The organism is Lancefieldella sp. (genome assembly GCF_057237245.1).
The window spans coordinates 30,839-53,317 of sequence record NZ_DBHHJM010000010.1 but is presented as its reverse complement, the minus strand read 5'-3'; the positions used below and the strand labels follow the sequence as shown (position 1 = coordinate 53,317).

The 22,479-nt window shown below is 45.6% G+C and carries 17 protein-coding genes and 1 pseudogene; 9 read left to right on the top strand and 9 right to left on the bottom strand.

From position 1 onward, the window contains the following. Nucleotides 1–320: 320 nt before the first annotated feature. Nucleotides 321–752 carry a hypothetical protein gene (locus ACO5GU_RS07070; protein ID WP_484853695.1) on the bottom strand — a complete coding sequence of 144 codons (432 nt, stop codon included), beginning with the start codon at nucleotides 750–752 and terminating at the stop codon, nucleotides 321–323. A 93-nt stretch (nucleotides 753–845) separates the two neighbouring features. Next, complete coding sequence (locus ACO5GU_RS07065) at nucleotides 846–1,979, bottom strand: acyltransferase (RefSeq protein ID WP_484930580.1); 1,134 nt, start codon at nucleotides 1,977–1,979, stop codon at nucleotides 846–848. 72 nt (nucleotides 1,980–2,051) lie between these two features. On the opposite strand from ACO5GU_RS07065, the gene ACO5GU_RS07060 reads away from it, so the two are divergent. Beyond that, nucleotides 2,052–3,278: an Mbeg1-like protein gene (locus ACO5GU_RS07060; protein ID WP_484813941.1), complete on the top strand. Its 1,227-nt coding sequence runs from the start codon at nucleotides 2,052–2,054 to the stop codon at nucleotides 3,276–3,278. Here the strand turns inward: ACO5GU_RS07060 and ACO5GU_RS07055 are convergent. Further along, a complete protein-coding gene (locus ACO5GU_RS07055; protein ID WP_035427752.1) occupies nucleotides 3,247–3,624 on the bottom strand; it encodes a phage holin family protein in 378 nt (125 codons plus the stop codon). The two genes, ACO5GU_RS07060 and ACO5GU_RS07055, sit on opposite strands and share 32 nt — an antisense overlap. 68 nt (nucleotides 3,625–3,692) lie before the next feature. Next, nucleotides 3,693–3,965 (bottom strand): HPr family phosphocarrier protein, encoded by a 273-nt coding sequence (locus ACO5GU_RS07050; RefSeq protein WP_035427753.1) that lies wholly within the window; start codon nucleotides 3,963–3,965, stop codon nucleotides 3,693–3,695. Between the two features lie 183 nt (nucleotides 3,966–4,148). Here ACO5GU_RS07050 and ACO5GU_RS07045 point away from each other — a divergent pair, with 183 nt between their 5' ends. Then, nucleotides 4,149–5,459 carry a hypothetical protein gene (locus tag ACO5GU_RS07045; protein WP_484891295.1) on the top strand — a complete coding sequence of 437 codons (1,311 nt, stop codon included), beginning with the start codon at nucleotides 4,149–4,151 and terminating at the stop codon, nucleotides 5,457–5,459. Nucleotides 5,460–5,578: 119 nt separating this feature from the next. On the opposite strand, the gene queA is transcribed toward ACO5GU_RS07045, so the two are convergent. Genes queA through ACO5GU_RS07030 form a run of 3 tightly spaced genes read right to left on the bottom strand, consistent with a single transcriptional unit; the run spans nucleotide 5,579 to nucleotide 8,230 of the window. Continuing rightward, a complete protein-coding gene (queA, locus tag ACO5GU_RS07040; RefSeq protein WP_314018596.1) occupies nucleotides 5,579–6,742 on the bottom strand; it encodes a tRNA preQ1(34) S-adenosylmethionine ribosyltransferase-isomerase QueA in 1,164 nt (387 codons plus the stop codon). Beyond that, on the bottom strand, nucleotides 6,732–7,364 hold the full coding sequence (locus ACO5GU_RS07035) for an epoxyqueuosine reductase QueH (protein WP_232215568.1): 633 nt from the start codon (nucleotides 7,362–7,364) through the stop codon (nucleotides 6,732–6,734). The genes queA and ACO5GU_RS07035 overlap by 11 nt, the downstream gene beginning before the upstream one ends. Beyond that, entirely contained in the window at nucleotides 7,364–8,230 is an 867-nt protein-coding gene (locus ACO5GU_RS07030) for a CPBP family intramembrane glutamic endopeptidase (protein WP_484885588.1), read from the bottom strand. The genes ACO5GU_RS07035 and ACO5GU_RS07030 overlap by 1 nt, the downstream gene beginning before the upstream one ends. Before the next feature lie 127 nt (nucleotides 8,231–8,357). Between ACO5GU_RS07030 and ACO5GU_RS07025 the strand changes: the two genes are divergently transcribed. The 5 genes and pseudogenes from ACO5GU_RS07025 to ACO5GU_RS07005 all read left to right on the top strand — a co-directional run bounded on the left by ACO5GU_RS07025 (nucleotide 8,358) and on the right by ACO5GU_RS07005 (nucleotide 15,712). Further along, the gene (locus tag ACO5GU_RS07025) at nucleotides 8,358–10,397 is read left to right on the top strand and encodes a class I tRNA ligase family protein (protein WP_484845527.1); all 2,040 of its coding nucleotides are present in this window, start codon (nucleotides 8,358–8,360) and stop codon (nucleotides 10,395–10,397) included. Nucleotides 10,398–10,418: 21 nt separating this feature from the next. Then, the gene (locus tag ACO5GU_RS07020; RefSeq protein ID WP_484930579.1) at nucleotides 10,419–11,315 is read left to right on the top strand and encodes an alpha/beta fold hydrolase; all 897 of its coding nucleotides are present in this window, start codon (nucleotides 10,419–10,421) and stop codon (nucleotides 11,313–11,315) included. 144 nt (nucleotides 11,316–11,459) lie between these two features. After that, nucleotides 11,460–11,924, top strand: coding sequence for a MarR family winged helix-turn-helix transcriptional regulator (locus tag ACO5GU_RS07015; RefSeq protein ID WP_484930578.1), 465 nt, complete (start codon nucleotides 11,460–11,462; stop codon nucleotides 11,922–11,924). Continuing rightward, nucleotides 11,909–13,810 carry an ABC transporter ATP-binding protein gene (locus ACO5GU_RS07010; RefSeq protein WP_484930577.1) on the top strand — a complete coding sequence of 634 codons (1,902 nt, stop codon included), beginning with the start codon at nucleotides 11,909–11,911 and terminating at the stop codon, nucleotides 13,808–13,810. The genes ACO5GU_RS07015 and ACO5GU_RS07010 overlap by 16 nt, the downstream gene beginning before the upstream one ends. Beyond that, nucleotides 13,803–15,712: pseudogene (locus ACO5GU_RS07005) on the top strand (ABC transporter ATP-binding protein). Before ACO5GU_RS07010 ends, ACO5GU_RS07005 begins: the two are co-directional and overlap by 8 nt. A gap of 71 nt (nucleotides 15,713–15,783) precedes the next feature. Here ACO5GU_RS07005 and ACO5GU_RS07000 read toward each other — a convergent pair. Continuing rightward, the gene (locus ACO5GU_RS07000; protein ID WP_484824749.1) at nucleotides 15,784–16,494 is read right to left on the bottom strand and encodes an HAD family hydrolase; all 711 of its coding nucleotides are present in this window, start codon (nucleotides 16,492–16,494) and stop codon (nucleotides 15,784–15,786) included. Between the two features lie 171 nt (nucleotides 16,495–16,665). Here ACO5GU_RS07000 and ACO5GU_RS06995 point away from each other — a divergent pair, with 171 nt between their 5' ends. Continuing rightward, nucleotides 16,666–18,936 carry a tetratricopeptide repeat protein gene (locus ACO5GU_RS06995; protein ID WP_484930575.1) on the top strand — a complete coding sequence of 757 codons (2,271 nt, stop codon included), beginning with the start codon at nucleotides 16,666–16,668 and terminating at the stop codon, nucleotides 18,934–18,936. 88 nt (nucleotides 18,937–19,024) lie between these two features. Here the strand turns inward: ACO5GU_RS06995 and ACO5GU_RS06990 are convergent, their stop codons facing one another. Continuing rightward, a complete protein-coding gene (locus ACO5GU_RS06990) occupies nucleotides 19,025–21,670 on the bottom strand; it encodes an N-acetylmuramoyl-L-alanine amidase (RefSeq protein WP_484930573.1) in 2,646 nt (881 codons plus the stop codon). Nucleotides 21,671–21,783: 113 nt separating this feature from the next. Between ACO5GU_RS06990 and ACO5GU_RS06985 the strand changes: the two genes are divergently transcribed. After that, a complete protein-coding gene (locus ACO5GU_RS06985; RefSeq protein ID WP_484809950.1) occupies nucleotides 21,784–22,446 on the top strand; it encodes an HAD family hydrolase in 663 nt (220 codons plus the stop codon). Nucleotides 22,447–22,479: the final 33 nt, after the last annotated feature.

Below are 22,479 nucleotides of genomic sequence, written 5' to 3'. Positions count from 1 at the left end.
GACTTAGGTGTGTTCCGTAGATACAGAATTTATCGATAGTTAAATTTCTTATATTAGTATATTCATTTTCTAGCATATTAGATGAAGTTTATGCATAGAGATGCATATCGGGTAGTACGACCGCCTAACTGCCTAGCTATCTTGATTAAGAACATGTCGATTCTTCGGCAGAACCTACCAAAGCTGCGCTATTTTGTGCGCCAGGCCTAAAAGCCGACGCTAACACGCTGCAGAATCATAATCACCCGCATATGAACCGCCTCCCATTTCTTGGACATACGAAATGGGAGGCAGTTCAAATTTTTATGCAGGCTTATTTGTTAACGAATCACAATCCGACTAAGACAGATAAATACAAAAAGACCTATACCTGTATTGACAATTTTTCCGTCTAAACCCAAATCTATGTACGCTAAGCAGTAAATAAATAGAGCTGAGAACAACCAAATAACAAAGCATAAGCATAGGCTTTTAATTATCTTTTGAACTGTCCCATCATTAAGAATGCGATAAGCCTTATCAAAAACACAAGCAACAAAAATGCACATCACAAACGACACCAATGGTACATTGCAATAAACATCATCACCTGTAATTAAGATCATAGGAAAAGGCAGTCCACAGATTAAACTAAGCAAACAAAAGCCCAGTATTCTAGTGGAATTGAACGCATGATACTGTGGCACTTTTATTGCATTTTCGGGTGCGCTAACAGAAAAATCTTTATGTTTAAAAAACGTAAAAGAGCTCATCTCTGTACTCCTTCAGTTTATATAAACTATATTTTATATGATATTAAAATTATTTCTAATATCAACTCAATTTCTCTGATGACATAGTAAAAGCTATTTAGCAGAAAATTTCTGTTTGACCTGTCCCATCAGCCACTGGAACGCCATAACTACAACAATTGTGACTACAAAGACAAAGATGCCTCGTACAAAAGCATTCCCAAGCAAGCTGTATGGGAATCGACCAAGTCTTAGTCCCAAGAAATTAATAACAGGAATCTGGAACAGATAGACTCCTAAAACACCAGCAGATACCGTGCTGATGCATTTCTTGGCACCATCGGAAAGCTCCTGCAGCCTTGGCTCAAGATTCAGCACAAACAGGAACAAAGATGCCGCTTGTACTACACAAAGGAAGTTTTTAATAGCAACTGGATAACTCTGATACGTCATTTCTGGAGTCAATGGGGTTCCAAAGTTGTTAGCAATAAGTCCCCAGCCAAACATAGCCGCAGACGAAAGTAAGAAAATTACAGCAAGTACTAAATTGTTTTTAGTAAATATTGGAAGCTCATCGTAATACGTCTTAACGTAATATCCCAGCAGATAGTAGAAAAGGCCATCGCTGTTAAACGCAGCCCATCTAAACAGCTGATCAAAGTAAACACCACGAACACCAAGAAACTCAAGAAGAGGCAAACCAAAGCTCACAAAGAGCGTAAGTGCCATAACATAGAGCAGGGTTTCTTTCTTTTGAACTACCAAAGAAAGCACAGGCGTCAAAAGATATAGATACAAAATGGTATAGATGAACCAAAGAGTGCTGTTAACGTTATTGGTTAGAAAGCGCTTTACAAAATCAACAACACCAGCACTTGCGGCAACCTCTTCGGCACCCCAAAACTTTGTAGGAAAAAGCACGTACATCAAATACACTGTTACGCTGCCAAAAATGAGCGCCATCAGCGTCTTTCTCGCACGCTTCATAAAGAATGTTTTAGTGGAATATTTGCTTCTATACCCAAGCAGATTCATACCGCTCAGCATAAAAAAGATAGGAACCGCGTAAATAAACGCAGCTTGCAAAGCTAAAGAGAAGGCCCACGTTTTAGTGTGCGCAAGAGAAAAAACGTTAAGCGAGGTATGCAGCATAACAACAGCAATACCTGCCAAAATGGTAAGAACATCTGCAAAAACAAAGCGCTTCTTGGTAGCAATTGCTTTTGAAGAAACTGTAGCTTTTTCCACGGGCTTCTCCCCAAATCAATCAATCTTCATCTATGCTTAGTATACGAAAAGTACCAACAGGAAAGAGGCATCATGGCAAATGTCGTTGACTATCTACACTGGCGCGGCGATCTGACGTTTGAGAATGACCCTTTTAACAACGTCGATAACCTGATTCTCTCAATCCTTTCATATCTGGGATTTGGCGGCGTCGTGCCTTCTGAGCGTAGCGAGAAACGCGTTCAGCTTGGTGATGCCTGCGCCAAAATGCTGGAAAAGCTTAAAGATGACCCATCTCTTATCACGGGATTTTCTCGCGTTGATGGAACCTTCCTTGAGGCACTGGTTAACGCTCCCCGCTTTGCCAACATTGAACTTGGTCGCTATGTAGACCGCATTAATGTCGAGAAAAGCCTGCAGTTTGCAGCGTTTACCGCCTATCTGCCTACGGGACAGATGTTTGTTTCTTTTAGAGGAACTGACGGCACGCTCGTTGGCTGGCGAGAAAACCTTAACCTTAGCTTCCAGGTTACTTCCGCTGATAAATCAGCAGCACTATACCTTGAGAAACGTATTCGAGAACACCTTGCAGATGGCAATAGCACTACCTGCGCAAACGTTATGGTTGGCGGTCACTCTAAGGGTGGCAATCTTGCGGCATACGCAGCAACAGTCTGCCCTGACGAGCTGCTTGGCACAATTGATCGCGTCTGGAGTAACGACGGTCCTAACATGTGTCCAGAAATTCTTCCCACCACAGCCCATAAGGTGCTTGGAGATAAATACATCAGAATTTTGCCTGAGTTTAGTGTAGTTGGCATGATTTTTGATGATCCTGCTGTTCCAAAGCTCATCGTAAAAAGCTCCGAGACAGGTATGATGGCTCACGACGGCGTTTCATGGCAAGTCTCTCGCAATACCTTTGAGTTTGCTGACGACTTCCAGCTGGAATGTAAAAAGATTAACGAGGCGTTTAGCAACTGGTATAAAGAACTCCCGCTCTCTGATCGTGAGCACTTTACTAATGAGCTCTTTGACGCTCTCTCGGCAGGCGGAGCAGTCTATTTCAGCGACATTATTAGCTCGCCCGCAAACTTACAGCCTGTTGTTGCAGCACTCACTAAAACAGAAAAGCAAACCAAAGAAGTCTTCTTTGACCTCCTTAGTTCGCTTGTCAATGCATCAGCAACATCTTTGATTGAAAACATTACCGAGTCATCGCAGATCTCTCAGATTACTTCTGCTATCTCAGAAAGCTTTGCCAAACTGGATAAAGCCCAGAAGGAACTTACGAAAGGTTCTCCTTCTTCAGACCAGTAAGGCTAATCACAATTGAAGAGACAATTGAGATAACTATTGATCCCAGGATAGCGGTGCCTAAAGAATCAATAGCAACGCCCGCATGCAGCAAATTCCTAGAAATAAAACTTGAAAGCTCAAGCATAAAGGCATTAATAAAGAGCGAGAAAATACCTAGGGTTAGCACATTAATAGGCAATGAGAGTAGCTTAACAACAGGCTTAATGCCCGTATTGACTGCTGCGAGTACTAATGAGAACAGAATAGGACCTGCCCACGAGCCTCCCACAATAGTTAGACCTGGAATTAAGGTGCAGGCCACCAACGTAGCAACAGTAGTTACAAGCCATGTTGCAACAAATGTCATACTAACCTCTCTTTGAAAAAAGCCCGGCAAAAGCCGGGCTTAACATGCACAGTATGTAAGCCGTTAGCTTACTCGCCGAAGCCGCTGTCAACAAGAGCAACAAGAGCGTCAAGAGCTGCCTGCTCGTCAGCGCCGTCGCATGCAATCTCAATCTTGGTGCCAGTACCAAGGCCAGCAGCAAGAATCATCATGATGGACTTAGCGTTAACTGGTGCGGAGTCCTTGTCAACATTCTTGATGGTGACGTTGCTCTCAAACTTCTTTGCCTCAGAAACAAAGACGGATGCTGGACGAGCGTGAAGACCAGTTGCATTGATGATAGTAGTCTGCTTTGAAACCATAAGTGGACTCCCCTTCCGGAAACCAAAAATCTACTCGAGAGTTATTCTCGATTAATCGTTACTATCGTAACAAAACATAACGTATTATATCCAATCTTATTTCCAGAAAGAACCAAATTAGACTATGATTTGCTCAAAAACAGGGTAAAAATAAAAAGTCGGAACTCTTATAGGAGGTTCACCATGGCTGAAAACGATATCCAAAACTCTAAAACCGAGGATTTGGACACAATAGATACTCAAACAACAACTTCTGATGAACAGAATGAGTCTGAGAACACACCTGAAGTCAGCAAGTCCCAGGACATTCAAAAGATTGCCAAAGACACTACTCAGGTTGTAGCAAAGGGCGTAAGCAGTGCGTTTGAGAGCGCCACAACCGCTGTTGCAGAAGGTTTCCAGGCTACCAAAGAAGTCCACAACGCTGCCAAAGAGACAAACTCTGCAAAGCAAGAGCTTAAGCAGATGCAAGAACACCTTGCTCAAGACAAGCAAAACTTAGAGCACAGAGACTACGTGCAGAGTTCGTTTGATCAAATAATTGCTGAGCAAGAGAAAATTTTTGCAGAGACCGCTCAGGTCATGAGTGATCAATCTACGCAAGTGGATCTTCTCACGGTTAAGAAAAACCAGCTTATTCAGAAGCTTGAACAGCAAAAAGTTGACGACGAAGCAAAGATTAAGCCTTACAAAGAAGTTGCTGCCACAGCAAAAGGCAGGCTTGACGACATCTCAAAGACTATCTCTGAGGCGCAGCGTGGTGTTAAAAATGCTGAGGCTCAGCTCAAAGAAGTTACCGAGAAACGCGATGCTGCAGTAGCGTCTGCAAATAAAGCACTGGAAAACTCCCAGGCAAGACAGCTTTCTCTAAGAGAGGAGCTTGCTGGTCTTAAGACAGACCCTGCTGCTAACCACGATGCAATTGTTCGTATTGAGGAAGACCTAAAGTCAGAGCTTGCTCGTGCAGAGCAGGCCCAAAAGCAAGTTGAGGAACTACAGAACTCTTTCCAGTCTTCACTTGAGATGGCACAAACGCATTACTGGACCCAGGGCAAATCGTTGGAGTCTTCAGAGTCTTCTATTGATGCGGCTCGCAAAGATTATGAGCAGAAACAGCAAGAATATGACGCCGTAGTAGCTGAGGCTAATGCTCGTCAGAGGATTCTGAGCAAAGATATAGAGGATCTTGAAGAGAAAATTAAGACAGCCAAGGAGCTCTTTAACGAAGCAGCAGATAAACATGATGAAGCACAGTCAGTCATTGATGACGCTAAAGAAATTCATGCAACACCAGAAATTACTGAGGAGCTTAGAAAGTCTGTTGACGAGCAGGTAATTAACATCAATACCAAGCAGCTCACCCTTAAAGAGCTTATTACTGGCGAGAAAATCCTTCGAGAGACAACTCGTGGTCAGCGCATTGGCTTCATCATTGTTGTTCTTGGCATGATAGCGATTCTTGCGTCTTTTGTTTGGCTGATTTTTAACTGGTAATTTAGTCTTTGCCCAGACAAATCATCGTATGAAAAAAGTGCTCACAATACTGTGGGCACTTTTTCTACATATAAACTCTCAAGTTAAACGTAAGGGTCATGGTCACGTAACCAAACTCGCTAAATGATGATCATGGCATCACCAAATGACAAGAAGCGGTACTTCTCGTCAATGGCACTTTGATAGGCGTCCATAATCTGCTCGCGCGTTGCAAAGGCAGAAACAAGCATCATCAAAGTTGAACGTGGAACGTGGAAGTTAGTCACCATGGTGTCTACCACGTGGAACGTAGAGCCTGGCATCAGGTACAGATTAGTAGTTGCATTCTCTCGAGCAACCATATCGCCTTTATGAGTCACTGCAGCAGAGTCTTCTGCCTCCTCAAAGCGGCGAGCAACAACAGGAGGCTCAGCTGCAGGAATCTGATTATCCCAAGCACTTTCAAGCGAGCGAACACTGGTAGTACCAATGGCAATAACCTTATGACCAGCGGCTTTGGTAGCCTTTACTGCTTCTACAACTTCTGGAGCTACGTGGTAGCGCTCGGTATGAATGACGTGCTTAGTAGGATCGTCCTCTGTTACCAACCTGAAGGTATCAATACCCACCTCTAACTCAACAGATGCCCACTGGACACCCTTTGCTTTGATGGTTTCAATGAGCTCAGGAGTAAAGTGAAGACCCGCGGTAGGAGCTGCAGCAGAATGCTCGTCCTGCATAGCATAGACCGTCTGGTACTTCTCTGGGTCTCCCTCGTACTGCGTAATATACGGGGGCAGCGGAACGTGTCCTGCCTCATGAATAGCCTCGTCAAGAGTACGGTCTCCCTGTGCTTCAAAACGCACCAGACGACCTCCCCTGTTGTCGTCAACAAAATCCACAATGGTGCCCGTCAACACAACAGGAGCTGAGTCAGGAGCATGCAAGCCACCTGCACGGTATTCAATTACTGCACCAGGCTTAAGGCGCTTACCAGGGTTTACCAGACACTCCCATACACTACCCAAAGCATCAATGTCTTCTCGACGTTTTAAAAGCAGCGTTTCTGAGACGCCGCCCGTATTTTGCTTTTTACCTACAAGGCGAGCTGGCATAACGCGCGTCTGATTAACTACAACCAAATCGCCCGGCTCAAGATACTCCACAATATCAGTGAAGTGCTTATGCTCTATGCGCCCATCTTCTCTATGCAGCACCAAAAGCCTACAAGAGTCTCTTGGCTCAGCAGGAGCTTGTGCAATACGCTCTTCTGGAAGGTTGTAATCAAAATCGTCAGTTCGCATGACGTGCTGCCTTTCTTGCGTCACGAGCTTCATGACGCTCTATCTGAGCCTCGGCTGCAGAATATCTGCAACCGCAATAATTTTGTCGATACATACCAAGCTCACGAGACTCTTTTGTAGCCTCTGGGTAATACGGACGGAAATCTCTCCATACAGGCGTCAGTCCATGAGCATGCGCAATGGACACCAGCTCATCCTCGCACGCATCAAAGAGCTGATAGGGCGAGACAGCCAGTGTTGTAGAAACGTATTCAAACCCACGCTCGGCCGCCACACGACAACTCTCTGCCAAGCGGATTGCGTAACAAGCACGACAGCGACGATCTCGCTCAAATCCCTGAGGGGCCACAGCTCGCTCCCACTGCTCTCGCGGATCTCCTGCCACAATCACCTCAACATGAGCCTCTTCTTGAGCCCACGTAAGTAATGTCTGCAGACGCCTATCGTGCTCTTCAACTGGCTGAATATTAGGATTAGTCCAGCAGATGGTTGGTTCAAAGCCCTCTTCCCTCAGATGTTTTAAAGGTTCAAGTGAGCATGGCCCACAGCATGCATGGAGCAGCAGCGGTGTTCCCGGCTCTACTGAAAGAGTCTCAATTGACTGAAGCATGTTTGAAGCCATTAGTTCTTCTCGCCTTGTGCCTTATAACATTTCCAACCTACTATAGCGCAGGCAGCAAGGCATACAAAAATGGTAACAACGCTTGCTTCAATACCGTAGGCGCCACCCGAGATAAACTCAGATGCTGCAGGATACGCTGTTAAGAGCGTGGTAGGAAGAAGCGTAGTAGTAACCGAGATGCCCAGAATAGGGCCGGTTACAAAGTTCCAGATAAAGTGCATAGCAATGGTCATGAGCAGATTATCGGTAAGCCAAAACACCAAGCCATAAAGAATTCCCATCAAAAAGACTGAGATTGCTGCGGCAATAGAGATGTTAGGCGTTAGTCCATACGTTGCGGTAAAAAGCACTGCTTGAAGCACAAGCGCTACAGGGAAAGAACTCTTAGCCGCAACACCAGTTTGTAGATAGCCTCTAAACAAGATTTCTTCTGCTGCGGACTCAATAAGGGTTGCCACAAGTAAGAAGAGAGCAGCAAAAACGTTATAGGAAGCGTTGAAATTAAAATCAAAGCCTTCAATGAGCATGATAGAACCAAAGGTAAACAGCACCATCAAAAAACCAAAGGTAACTCCGCGCATAAATCCTGGCCAGGAGCTTACTCGAAGACCCAAAGACCTAAAATCTCGCTTATTGACGCGGGTAATCCACACGAGGATCAAGCCGCCTGCCAACATGCTTCCTAGAAGACCCAACACGGCTGGAAGGATGTCATTGGGTGGGAGCTCTCCCATAACCATCAAAGGAATATGACACACAAACATAAGCAAAAGTGCAAGGTCAGCCACAAGGAAGGGCGTCACCACAGACTTTGGTGGATCCTTTAGAACAAACTCAAGGCTTGTCTTTGGCTTTTTTCTTCCCACAAACTCTCCTTACATGATTTCTACTCACTATAGTATCGACTTCTGAATCTATTCGTGTAGTGAATCAAAAAAGATTAGAATAAGAAGATAATTTGCGTAATCTACTAATTCCAACTGCGAGGTATCCATGGCCGAAAGCTACGACATGAACAACCGCCCTCATTTTCCTAAGCGCGCTGTCATTACCGGTGGTATGCCCTACGGTAATAAAAATCTCCACTTCGGACATATTGCGGGCGTCTTTGTCCCAGCAGATTTCTTTGCTCGTTTCTTAAGAGATCGTATTGGCCAGAAAAACGTTTTGTTTATCTCGGGAACTGACTGCTATGGCTCTCCTATTGCAGAGGGCTATCGCAAAAAAGTTGAAGAAGAGGGCTACGAGGGCACCATTCTTGATTACGTTAATCATAATCACAACCTGCAGAAAAGCGCTCTTAACGCCTACAATATCTCGCTTGATTTCTACGGCGGTTCCGCGCTAGAACCCGCTGCAAAGATCCACGAAGAGATGGCTGACAGCATCATGCACCGCCTCTATGAGCGCGGCAAGCTCTCCAAGCTCTCAACCAAGCAGTTCTATGATACCGAGGCTCAAACATTCCTTAATGGTCGCCAGGTCAATGGACGCTGCCCTATCAAGGGTTGTAAGTCAGAGAAAGCTTATGCAGAAGAATGCGACCTGGGCCATCAGTTCAACCCAGAAGAGCTCATTGCTCCTGTTTCACAGCTCACCGGCACCACACCAGAGCTTCGACCTGCACCAAGCTGGTACTTTGACCTGCCACAATACAAAGAGTTCCTAAACAATCTTGTAGAGAAGTGGAAGAACAACCCACAGATTCGCTCAGTTGTTACCTCTACCGTTCAAGAGACTCTGACCGAGCCTATTATCTACATACAAAATTCCTACCGCCAAGACTTTGACGGCGTTGCCTCTTCCCTCCCAGCTCATAGCGTTATCGAGCCAGAAGGCAATGCATCTTCTTTCTCTGTTGTCTTTGAGAACTGGCAGGACAGAGATGAAGCCCGCGAGAAACTCAAAGAGGCAGGAATTCGCTTTAGAACAAGCAAGACGCTCCTGCCTTACCGTATGACGGGCAACATTTCTTGGGGCCTTAAGTCTCCAGACATTGAAGATCTCAAAGACCTTACCATCTGGGTTTGGACTGAGTCTCTCTGGGCTCCTATTACCTTCACCCGTGCTGCTCTTTCTGAAGACGCCAACAATGGCGGTAGCCGCTACTCTTCTGACGAGTGGCGCGATTGGTGGTGCAGTGACGATGCTGCTGTGTACCAGTTCATTGGTCAAGACAACATCTTCTTCTACTGCATTGTCCAGAACCCACTGTGGGATGCACTTGATTGGGGTCTTATCACCGATACTCCCGTTGCTAACTACCACATTCTCTTTATGAACAAGAAGGCTTCCAGCTCTGGTGCTATCAAGCCTCCAATGGCTGAAGAGCTCCTTGAGTTCTACACTCCAGAGCAGCTCCGTGCTCACTGGCTCTCGCTTGGCCTTGATCAGCGCGCCGTGTCCTTCTCGCCTAAGGCTTTTGACACCTCCGTTTCCAGGAAGGGCAAGGACGGCGAGCCGGATCTTCTGGTAAAAGATGACCCTCGCGTTGTTGATCCAGCGCTCAAGGAGTCCGCATTCCTCACTAACATCTTTAACCGCATGGCTCGTAGCTGTCTGTATGGTGCCGCCAATGCTTGTGGTGGTCACCTCCCTGTCAGCGAGCCTCACCAGGAAGTCATTGATGCCGCTCAAGAGGTACTGCTTAAGTACGAGCAGCTTGCATACGGCTTTGACGCACATTCCGCGCTTGCCGCTGTTGATGAGTACGCTCGTGCAGAAAACAAGCGTTGGGGCGAGGCTTCCAAGGCTGCTCAGGGCAGTGACGAGGCTTACGACCAGGCACTTGCAGACGCATTCTATGCACTTAAGACCATCACGCTGCTCATGCACCCAGCTGTTCCAGAAGGCTGCGAGCGCATCGCAGATGCCCTCAACTTCCCACATGAGGAGTTCTTCTCCTGGGAGAACGCCTTTATGGGTCCAAAGGAGCTTGCAGCAAAGCTTGGTCAGAGCGCGGAAGAGCACCAGCTTGAAGAGCTTCCTCCTCGCTTTGACTTCTTCAAAGCACATCCAAGCCAGAAGAATTAAAACACGCAGCTAGGAGCACACGTGGTCGAGTTTCCACCCGTCTATCGTCCAAAACCCTATAACAAGCCAACAGCACACCTGAAGAGCCATCTTCAGGTGTTGCTTGATGACGGTGCGGAGATTGCAACGTTTGTCTACACTCCCCACACCTCTGCTGGCGAGAAACCCTGTGAAGACCTTGCTTCAACTGCGGCTTATTTGAAGTCTGTTACCGACGATACAGTTGCTACTCCTATTGTTTTTCTCCATGGAAACGGCGAGGAACACGGTATCTTTGGAACCATCATTGATGAAGTATGCAAACGTGGCTACAACGCAATAGGTATAGACTCCAGAGATCAGGGACAAAGTACCCGAGGAACAGCTGCCTTTACCTACGAGCAGATGGCAGAAGATGCATACGTTGTCCTGAAGCAGCTTGGCGTTACATCTGCTCATATTGTGGGCTTTTCTGATGGCGCCATCCTAGGTCTTCTTTTAGCACGCGATTATTCAGATATTGTTGCCTCTCTCGTGTCTATTGGCGCAAATCTTGAGCCTGATACGCTAGGTGATATGACTTGGCTCTATGAAAGCATCCAGGGTAATAAACGTTGGGCGGCTCAAGGCTGGGAAGGCGCCGTTCTAGAAGACGGCTACCCTGTTCCTTCACCTGCAGAAGCCGCTCGTATTGCAGAGCATCTTGAGCTCATGGTAGACAATCCACATATTGATCCTGCAACCCTGGGACATATCTCTGTTCCTGTTGTTGTCATGGCTGGTGAGTACGACGAGATTTATCCAGAAGAAACCCGTCGAATTGCTGAAGCAATTCCAACCGCACGACTTCTCTTCATTCCAGGATGTCCTCACAATGTTCCCAAGGTATCTCCGGGTGCAGTGGTGAGAAGAATTTTTGCAAATCTTTCCTACTTTTAAAAACAGAGCTAGAACTCTAACCTGATTTACCTGCTTTTGTTTCAAGAAAATAAAACTTAGGTACTTAATTGTTAAGTACCTTGCTATCTCAGAAATTTTGAGTAAAATACCTAGCAAGAATTATTTCTGTTACGGGAGGTACTCATGCATCAGGCATCAACCTCACCTACTCAAGAGATGCGCATCATTCGCAATCTTGGCCACCTAGGCCATTATCTTTACATCACGCGTGGATGTCGTGGTGGTCAGCAGTTTATTTTGACCACACTATATCGTGATGGAGAAATGACCCAAAAAGATCTTCTCGCCAAAACTAAGAATGCATCTGCATCACTTTCAGAAATGGTGAGCAAACTTGAAGCAAAAGGTCTTGTTGAACGTGCTCGTGTAGACAAAGATCGCAGGCAGACACTTCTTTCTTTGACAAAAGAAGGTCGAAAACAAGCAAAAGAAGCTCAAGAGGCTATTGAGTCATTTGAAGCGCGCGCATTGTCTATTCTTTCTGTTGAAGAAAAAGTTACATTCTGCGCATATCTAGATCGTTTAGTTGAACATTGGGACACAATTAACAGAGACGAGAAGGGAGAAACAGCATGTCAGAAGAAGTAACTTCAACTGAAGAACTTGAAAACATAATTGAATCAACTGAAGCAGAAACTGCTATGGTTCCCTCTGCTCTGACAGGTATTGTAGATGTCAGCAATCTTTCCATTAAAGAGATTGCTTTAGTGCTTTCAAAGAGTATCGGTGAGTTCAAAAGAGACACTATCCTCACTCCTCTCTTTGTGTTAATTGAGACCATCTTAGAAATCCTCATTCCTTTTAGAACAGCTAATCTTGTTGATACGCTTCGCACGGGGGCAGAACTAAACGTTGTCATTCAGTCTGGAGCTGTTCTTGCTGCTATGGCAATGCTGTCGCTGCTGTTTGGAACACTATCCGGTATTTCTGTTGCCAAAGCTTCCACAGGCTTTGCGCGCAATCTTCGCCGTGATATGTTCCGTAATATCCAAAATTTCTCGTTTACCACTATTGATGCATTCTCTTCGTCATCGTTAGTAACACGCCTTACTACGGATATTTCTAACGTACAGATGGCATTTATGATGCTCATCCGCATGGCCGTTCGTGCTCCATTTATGTTTATTGCAGCGTTTATTGCTGGCTTTATCATGGGTGGCTGGCTTGCCATTATTTTTGTTGCCGTCATGCCTCTTCTAGGAATTGGTCTCTACTTCATTATTTCTAGAGTCATTCCTATTTTTAAAAAGGTATTTAAGAGGTACGACGCACTCAATGAATCCGCTGAAGAAAACTTGGCTGGTATCCGTGTTGTTAAGTCATTTGTAAATGAAAATTTTGAGCGTCAGAAATTTGATAAGGCTTCAGAAGAGCTGCGCGAAGATTTTACAGCAGCCGAGAGGCTCATGGCTCTGAACTCTCCATTTATGAACTTCACTATTTACGTGCTGTTTGTCTTCATTCTGTACTTTGGCTCGTATCTGATTGTTTCTTCTCAGGGAACTGCATTTGGCGTTGGACAGCTTTCTTCGCTTATTACGTATGGCTTTATGATGCTTATGTCACTCATGATGCTTTCCTTTGTCTTTGCCATGATCATCATTGCGGAAGAAGGTGCTCGCCGCATCTGTGAGGTACTTCTTGCAACTTCCACTATTAACAACCCAGAAAATCCTCTGACCGAGGTTACAGACGGATCCATTGATTTTGAGAACGTTGGATTCTCCTATTCCGGTCCAGAGGGTCGAGAAGCCCTGTCTGGTGTAGATCTTCACATCAACTCTGGTGAGGTCATCGGTATCATCGGTGGTACCGGTTCTGCAAAGTCCACGCTGGTGCAGCTCATTCCTCGACTATACGATGTAACCGCTGGTAGCGTTTCTGTTGGTGGACACAATGTCAAAGACTATGACATTGACACTCTTCGTGGTGCTGTTGCCATGGTTCTTCAGAAAAACGTTCTCTTTAGCGGCACCATCAAAGAGAATCTCCTGTGGGGTAACCCTGACGCTACCGATGAAGAGATTCTTGAGGCAGCTCGTCTTGCTCAGGCTGATAGCTTTGTTCAAACCTTCCCTGATAAATATGAGACTCATATTGAGCAGGGTGGCAACAACGTTTCTGGTGGTCAGAAGCAGCGACTCTGTATTGCGCGCGCACTGCTTAGGCGCCCAAAAGTACTTATTCTTGATGACTCTACCAGTGCTGTTGATACAAAGACAGATTCTTTAATTCGCTCTGGTCTTAAAGATTTCTTGCCTGATACCACCAAGATCATCATTGCTCAGCGTACTTCCAGTATCGAAGAATCTGACAAGATTATTGTTCTTGATAACGGTCGCGTTAACGCAATTGGTACGCACGAAGAACTCCTGAAAGATAACCCAATCTACCGCGAAGTGTACTTCTCACAGAACAAGCAAAGTGTTGATGAAAATCAGTCTCAGGAAGGTGAGGTGACTTCTCATGAGTAGGGCAACAGAAACAAATAACACAAGACCAAAGCTTCCCGTGGGAAAAATTCTTACTCGAACCATTAAAATGCTCTGGGAGTTCTATCCTGTCCTTCTCCCCGTAGCACTCCTTGGTGCTGTTATCCAAGCAATTATGCAGTCACTCCCAAGTGTCTTCTTGGAGCGAATTCTCTCTATCATCTCTAACTTTATTGATACTGGAGTTCTGCTGAAGGCTTAGTCTTCCAGAACGTGGCTCTTCTCGCCACCTTCTACGTCATTGGACTTCTTGCGAATATCATCTCTACCCAGGGTATGGCTATTGTCACCCAGGGAGCTCTGCAAAAATGGCGTTCAAAGATGTTTTCGCACATGCAGGACTTGCCTATTAGGTACTTTGATACACACCTCAATGGCGACATCATGAGCTATTACACCAATGATATTGACGCAATGCGCCAGATGATTGGTACCAGTCTTCCAAACCTCCTCTTTACCTCTGTGGTTATCATCGCAGTTATATTCATCATGTTTTACTACAGCGCACTTATGGCCATGGTTGTTCTGTTTGGCTTCTCTTTGATGGGCCTTGCTACTAAAAACCTTGGTGGTAAGTCCGCAAAGAACTTTGTTAAGACTCAGAAAACCACCGCAGATGTAGAGGGACACATTCAGGAAATGATGAATGGCGAGAAGGTCGTTAAGGTCTTTAGTCATGAGGCAGAAACTATTGAATCATTTGACAAAATCAACGATGAACTGATGGTTGTTGCAAGAAATGCAAACCTTTATGCCAACACGCTTATGCCTATCCTTAACAATCTGGGCAACATTATGTACGTTGTAGTTGCTGTAGTTTCTGGTGTGTTTATTACTCTGAACATTCAAAACGTTTCTTTGTCTGGACTGCCTTTCACCATTGCTGTAGCTGTCCCCTTCCTCAACATGACACGTCAGTTCTCCGCCCAGATCAACCAGATTTCTAGTCAGATTAACTCTGTTGTTATGGGTATCGCTGGTGCTAATCGAGTTTTTGAGCTACTTAATGAACCAGCAGAGACTGAAGAAGGTTACGTTACTTTAGTCAACGCAGAAACCATTGACGGTAAAGTTCAGGAAGCTGAGTACCGCACCGGTTACTGGGCTTGGAAGTATCCACACAGTGACGGCACGGTTACTTACACCCCTGTTAAGGGAGACGTTCGCCTCTTTGATGTTGACTTTGGCTACGAGCCTGGCCACACCGTACTGCATGATATTTCTCTTTATGCAAAACCTGGTCAGAAGGTTGCCTTTGTTGGTGCAACAGGCGCTGGTAAAACAACCATTACTAACCTGCTCAACCGCTTCTACGACATCGAAGACGGCAAAATTCGTTACGATGGCATCAACATTAACAAGATTAGGAAGAGCGCTCTTCGTCGTGCTCTCGGTATTGTTCTGCAAGACGTCAACCTCTTTACAGGTACCGTCTTGGATAACATCCGCTACGGGCGTCTTGATGCTACTGATGAGGACTGCGTAAAGGCCGCAAAACTTGCTGGTGCCGATGACTTTATCAAACGTCTTCCAGAGGGTTACCACACTATGCTTAAGGACAACGGTAGCGCCCTCTCCCAAGGACAGCGCCAGCTCATCTCCATTGCTCGCGCAGCAGTCGCAGATCCACCAGTCATGATTCTGGACGAGGCTACCTCCAGCATTGACACACGTACTGAAGCAATTGTCCAGCGTGGTATGGACGCTCTGATGTACGACCGCACCACCTTTGTTATTGCTCACCGTCTTTCTACGGTTAGAAACGCAGATGTTATTGTCGTACTTGACCACGGTCGCATTATTGAGCGCGGCACGCACGATGAACTTCTCGCCAAGCGAGGAACGTACTACCAGCTCTACACAGGCGCCTTTGAGCTTGAGTAACGTCTGACACGTAAAACGCAAAACGCCTTGTCATCTTAGTGACAAGGCGTTTTTTGTGTATGTAACGATTCTTAGGCGAGAAGAACGTGGTGTAGATCTTCTACGGTATCTACAATTGCAACCGCTCCCGCATCAATAAGCTCCTGTTTATTGGTAGTTTTGCCATACAGAACGCCAATGCACGGAATCTTATTTGGGAATGCTGCTTCCATATCAAAACGACGGTCGCCAATCATGACGCTTTCAGAAGCTTCAAAGCCAAGCTGGCGCATAACGTAAGCAATAGCAGTGATTTTATCAGTTGCTGCCTCATCTATTCTTCCAGCATAGGTATCAAGAACACCAATAAGGTTGTTGTCCCTAAGGCCCATCTCTAGCATGGGCTGATTCTTTGAGCTTGCTACCGCAACCTTTTTACCGGCGGCATGAAGGTCATCAATGAGGTCTCTCATTCCCTCAAAGAGTGGCCATTTTCCTGTAGTTACATAAAGCTCTCGGTAACGCTTAGTAACCGCAGCAGCGTCCTCATGGCTGAGTCCAAAGACCAGCTCAAACGCATAAGGAAACGGTGGTCCTACAAGCTTTTTAAGGTCTGATTCTATAAAGTCTGTGTGACCGCAGTCTGTCATTGCCATCTTCGCGGTAGAAACAATGGTGGGCAACGTGTCTGCCATAGTCCCATCAAAATCAAAAATAATAAGCGAACGATTCTGCAGATCTGAAATTACATCAGAAGCTACCAGCGATTTATTTGTATCAGTTGCGTTTTGCATTATTGCCATGTCAATCCAATCATCTACGTATGTGAGTATACCGTTCATGGCGCAAAACTAACCAGTCAATGACATTTTCTTCTCGCCTGCCGAATTAACTATTGACAGCTGAAATGTCGTACACCAGCAAAGGTATATAGTTAACTATAGATGAATCAGTATGCCTAACTTGGGAGGTGTATGATGACTCGTCAGGAAAATAATCCAGAAGCTAAGCAACCTGGAAGAAACAGGCTTGGAAAACTCTATCCGTCTCTCGTCAATACAGACGTTCTGCTTGATGAGTCTCTAGACGCTGCCCAAAATAATCAACATGTTGGTTCTATTGATCAGACTGGTTGGCATACAAAGCTCAATATTGAAGCGCTTTCTCTTGCGCTTACGGAGTCCGCTACTCCCCTTGAAGTGCTTAAACATTTTGTGAATACGGCGTTTTTGCGAGAAAAAGATTCTCACCGAAAAGGTGGATCTGTTGCCATCCCGCCTAGTGACTTTGAACTACATCTGGCTCAAAGACTAAAAGATGCTGGTGTTCTCGATGCGCAAGACATTACTATCCCCTGCCGCGTGGTGCGCCTGCGTACCAATGGCCTCTTTTATCTGCGCGCTAATCAAAAAGCACTTTCCTATGAACAGAAGATTCAGCTCCTTACTATTGAAAGCGCACTGAACACTGCCCTCTTTGCAGAGCGATACTTTCTTGATGCAAATATGGCATCTGAACTTGACTTACTTGCTTTTGAGCAAAAGATTGTCTCTACCATGATGAAGCAATCTCGCCCCCGTTGTGCCACTACTCAAAGCACCCAAGAAGACGGCGAGTGGGTTGTCCGCAAAGCCATCTCTCTACACATTGAAAGCCTGCGTCTATCTCAGCGTCTTGTCACTGAGTTTAGGACCAACGTACACAAAGGTATTGCTGCCTTTAGAGTGCATCTGGCCCTTCCTGAGCAATTCCCAAGAAGCTTTCTTAGCTCAGATGGAAGCATCAAAGAGGCAACCTTTGATGACCTCAGCCGTGCGGCAACCGCTTACAACTTACACCTTGGTATGCTCATCACCGCAAGTGCTTTTAGAAGCTCGAAGAGGATTAACGAGGTATGGCTCTCTGGCATATGCAATACAAACAAGCTGCATGCCTGTCTTTTCTCGTTCCACATTACTCGCAAGCAATTTGAAGATACAAACATTACAGAAGAGACTAATCCGCTTTCTGTCTATCAGCTCTGGAACGCGCAAATCGACGAGGCAGATGGCATTCTTCATGCGGTTCATCCACTCTTTACCTTAGATGATGAGATTTTCTGTCCACCCAGTAGATACGATTTTGTTGAATCGTCTCAAAAACGCCTTGATAGCGTCGCAGCTCACGCACTAGGCACCGATGAAGTGTCGGGGCTTTCTATTGATGAAGGTCAGGCGCGAGAAGAAATTATCACCAAAATTTTGCGCAACCTCTCTTCTTCTACAGAAGAAAACGTCCGCACTATCTTGTCGTATACCGCAAACTCCACCGATCCTACGGTGCGAGCTGCAGGAGAACGCGTGGTTTCTCGCTTTATTAAGGGCACGCTTGCAGAAGATGACTTTGAGGCTATTTCAGAAGAATTTGTTGACGGAGGCGTTCTTTCCTTGGCGGTCACCAAGGCCCAGCGTCTTATTAGCGAGAAAAACTATCAAGACGCAGAACTGCTCCTACGTGAAGCGCTGGACTCCGTTGATGGCAATAACACCTACACGGACTCAAGCACTACTCAGTGGCGCGTATTTATGAACTACGTCGATCGAGTGCTCTACAACAGAATTCTCTCTAATCCCGAGAAAAACACTCGTCTAGCTCCTATGTCTTACTTTGAAGCACATCTTCTGATATCTATTGCTCAGACGCTCCAGGGGCAAACTCAAAGTGCTCTTCAGCACGCGAGAAGGGCTGTTGAGATTGCTCCTCTTAGCATGAGTGCAAGGCTACACCTCTCCCACTGTCTTGAAGAGTCGCTGGACATTACTGCAGCGGCAGATGAGCTCAAGAAGCTCCTGCTGCTTGCCCATGACCCCGAGAGTATTGGGTTTGGCTATTACCGCATGGCATTCTTCCAGTGGCGTTTGCGACATCTGAAAGCCGCCCAAGCCTGTTATCAGTTTGCCTTGAAGTTCTTACCAGGAGCTACATTTATTATTGGCACCGAGACAGCAATTCTCGCGCAAAGTGAGCCTGAGTTTAGTTGCGAAGATATGAACGATGATGAGATTTACGCCACGCTCATAGAAAATCAAATTCCTGTTGCTCCAACAGATGAGGTCTCTACTATTTTCTTAGATGGTACCCGCGCCTCGCTTGACGCAGAGCTTTTCAGTGTGGCCAAGAACTTCATGATGAACCTAGGAATTATGACGAAAGATGACGTCTACTTTGACATGCTCAACTCCATTGAAGGAGAGCCTGATAGATAAGATAACTCAACTCAAACTCACAAAGAATTGGCATAAAAAAAGGAGTTCCGATTTCTCGGAACTCCTTTTGCACAATGTGCTGTGGCTTTTACAGCTCATTCATTACGCGAACAAGCTTGACAGCATAGTTCTTATCCATTGCCCAGGTGCCAGCAAGCTTGCGGATAATATTAGCCTTCTTAGAAAGAATCCAAGCACCATAGCGAGGGTCAACGTCTCTAGCCTTGCTTGGGTCAACGGTCAGTGGCTCATAGCCTGCATATGCACGAAGATGTAGTGCCTGTGCACGAAGTCCCTTAAGAACGGTATCAAACGAGAGTCCGCGCTCACCGTTTCCGGTTGCACCAAGACCACCAAAGTTACACTGCTCAGGGAGGACATCGCCACCAAAGCGGAGGTTACCCGTCTCAATCATGACCTGTGCATAGAGAAGTTCTGGACGAACTCCCTCATCAATTGCAGCCTGCCATAGCTGATTTACAAAATCGGTTCCTGTTGCAGCACCCTTCTCGGCATAGACATCTGGATAAGCAGAACCTACGCGCTTGTTGAAATCTCGCTGAAGATCCTCTTTCGTGACAAGAGGCGCTCCAAGAACGCTAGTGCGATCAGAGAAATTACCACGAGTTGGCTCAATTGGAGAACCGTCATCAGCTGGAGTGTTGTTAGCGTCTCTGTTATCTCCGCCATTACCACCGTTGTTGTTATCTGCAGACTTGATGTTAAGAACGCCATTTGCATCTGCGTAAGCAACACGACCATCAGGAAGAGTGACATTTTGAGAGCGCAACAATCCATTACTCTGGTCAAAGTAATAGTATGAGCCGTTAATTACCTGAAGACCAAAGAGAGCACCGTGCTCTTTTGTATTTGGATCAAAGTACCATGTCTTGCCATTTGGTGTATTAAACCAACCAGAAACAAGAGCACCATTAGATTGAGCCCAAGCCCAGACATTATTAGGCATCTCTACCCAGTCATTAGCCTTCATGCCGCTATTGGCATCAACGAAGTATGAGCCGCTAGCTGTGATAACAAGTCCAGTCTTCATCAGTGGATACTCAGCATTCTCATCAAAGTAGAACCACTTGCCGTTAGACATGTACTTCCAGCCAGAGTAAAGAGTACCGTCGTCATTAAGCCAGATCCAATCTCCATTAGCAAGATTGACCCAACCGCCGTAAATCAGACCACGATTCTGATCAATGTAGTACTTCTTGTTTCCGTCAGTCATAAGACCAAAGGTAGCGTGATAGCTGTTGTTAGCATCAAAGTAGAACCACTTGCCATTTGGCATGTACTTCCAACCTGCGTGCAGAGAGCCATCTCCTGTCGCCCAAGACCAAGAATCATCAGCCTGGTGGACCCAGGAATTCTTTGCCATTCCATTAGTCTCATCAAAGTAATAAGACTTGCCTGAAATGGTCCTCTGGCCAAGAGCGGCAGCGTTATGAGTTGCAGCTGCGTCAAAGTACCAAACTTTACCATTTGGCGTAGTAAACCAGCCAGAAACAGCAATTCCCCTAGCATCAAAATAATGCCAGCCATCATCGTCTTTAAGCCATCTGCTTACATAAGCAGTGCCGTTGTCATCAGAATACATCCATCCTTCAGCAGCTCTGCGCCAGCCATAGGATTCTTTAATCTTAGCGTCATAGTTTGTCTGGCGGGTTACTTCTTGACCATCAGAAGATCTTGCTGTGATATACAGGGTGTAACGGCCGCTAGCAGGAAGTGTAAAGGTAGATGAAGTTGCCGTAGTGTTAGATGCAACCGTTACCTTTGTTCCATCTGGACCAACATAGCTGTAAGTAAATGTTGCGTCAGTAACTACGCCAGTAAGAACTGGCTTTAAAGTGACATCGTTATCCTTTTGAGCTACTGAAACACTACTCATGCTCCACCAGGTATCAGAACTGTACATTTCCCAAATTGCCCATGCATCTGCCCAGCCAATGTAGTCAATCTTGGAATTATCGCCAAGGTCTTTAAACTCAGCAGCATGTGCTGGATTAGAAATGAATTGATGCTCAATAATTACGCCAAGAATTCCCTTTTGACGAGCATAGCGGACAATACCGTAATAATCAGACTCATCGCCATTCTCGTAATAGTCTGTTCCGTATTGGTCGTTGTAGCCACGTTCTGTTGCGCCGTCACCGCGGGTAACAATACCAACTTTATTTCTGAGGTAATAGTTAACCTTACCGGCAAAAATTTGACCGGAGAGATAAAGGTCATAGTTGTAGCTTACCTTATGAGGAACAAGTACCTCTGAGCCCGTTGCAGATGCAGGGCCGGCATTGTAGTGAAGCGAGATGATGGCACAAGCGTTTGCGTCAACAGCACGCTGTACGCGCGTCTTGATCGATGGATCCTCGTGTTCTCCACGAACAACAACAACCTGTACACCCCATTTTTCCAGATACTTCTTGGCGTACATGGCAGTTGCCCAAGCCAGATCTCCCTCTTTGAGTCCAAAGTAGGTAGCACCTGGATCTCTGCCTTCAAGGCCATCACTGTGACCTGGGTCAAGCGCAATAGGTCTGCCAGTTGCACGAGCAAGTGCTACGGCATCTTTTAGTGATTCACTCTGGATAATGTTTCCTTGGGCATCCATTGTGGTGTAGGTAGTTGCATATGCGCTTTGAACTGTTGTTGTAAACAATGCTGTGACAACAAAGAACAAAACAGCAAGCAATTTACCGCGAGTATTAAATAAGCTGCGTTTCATGCGGTCCTCCGAAAAGTATTGGTTTACTCCTCTTCATACTTGCTAAAAGTTTACACTAGACTGGCACGTCAACAATAAAAAACACAAGCTCACCGCAACTTGATTGGAACTCTGTGATTTTCTCGACACTTGAAGATATTCTTGCAACAGATTTTGAAGCAGCAATCTTTGATTTTGATGGCACTATTGCTCATACGCATCATATTTGGAAGCTTGTTGACCAGGAGTTTTTTGAGTCGCGAGGAATTCCTTATACACCAGAAATTGGCAAGATTCTCTCCCCTCTTGGATTTGAAAAGGGAGCCGAATGGGCAATTGCCACCTATGGGCTAAAGGAAGATCCAGAAGAAATTGTTGCCGAGTGGAAAGAGCTTAGTAAAAGCTTCTTTGTAAACTCCGTGCAGCTTAGACCTGGTGTTGTTGATTTTATTGGCAAGTTACAAGAAAAAGACATCCCTACTGCATTGGCAACTGTCAACGAGCCGGAGCTTCTTGCTCTCCTTGAACCTCGTTTACATCTATCCACTCTGTTTGATACTCAGGTGTTTGCAGCAGATGTTGGATCTGCAAAAGATGAGCCTCATCTGTATCTTGAGGTGCTTAAACGCCTTAATACTCCAGCCGAGAAAACAATTCTGTTTGAAGACATTCCACTGGCTCTTCAGACAGGAAATTCTGTTGGCCTTATCACCTGTGCTGTTAATTGTGATGATGAGCATCAAGATATCGAGAAACTCTCTGAACTTGCCGACCTTACCATCAAGCATTGGTATTAAAGCTCTTGGTAACTGTAACTGTAAAAATAGCGA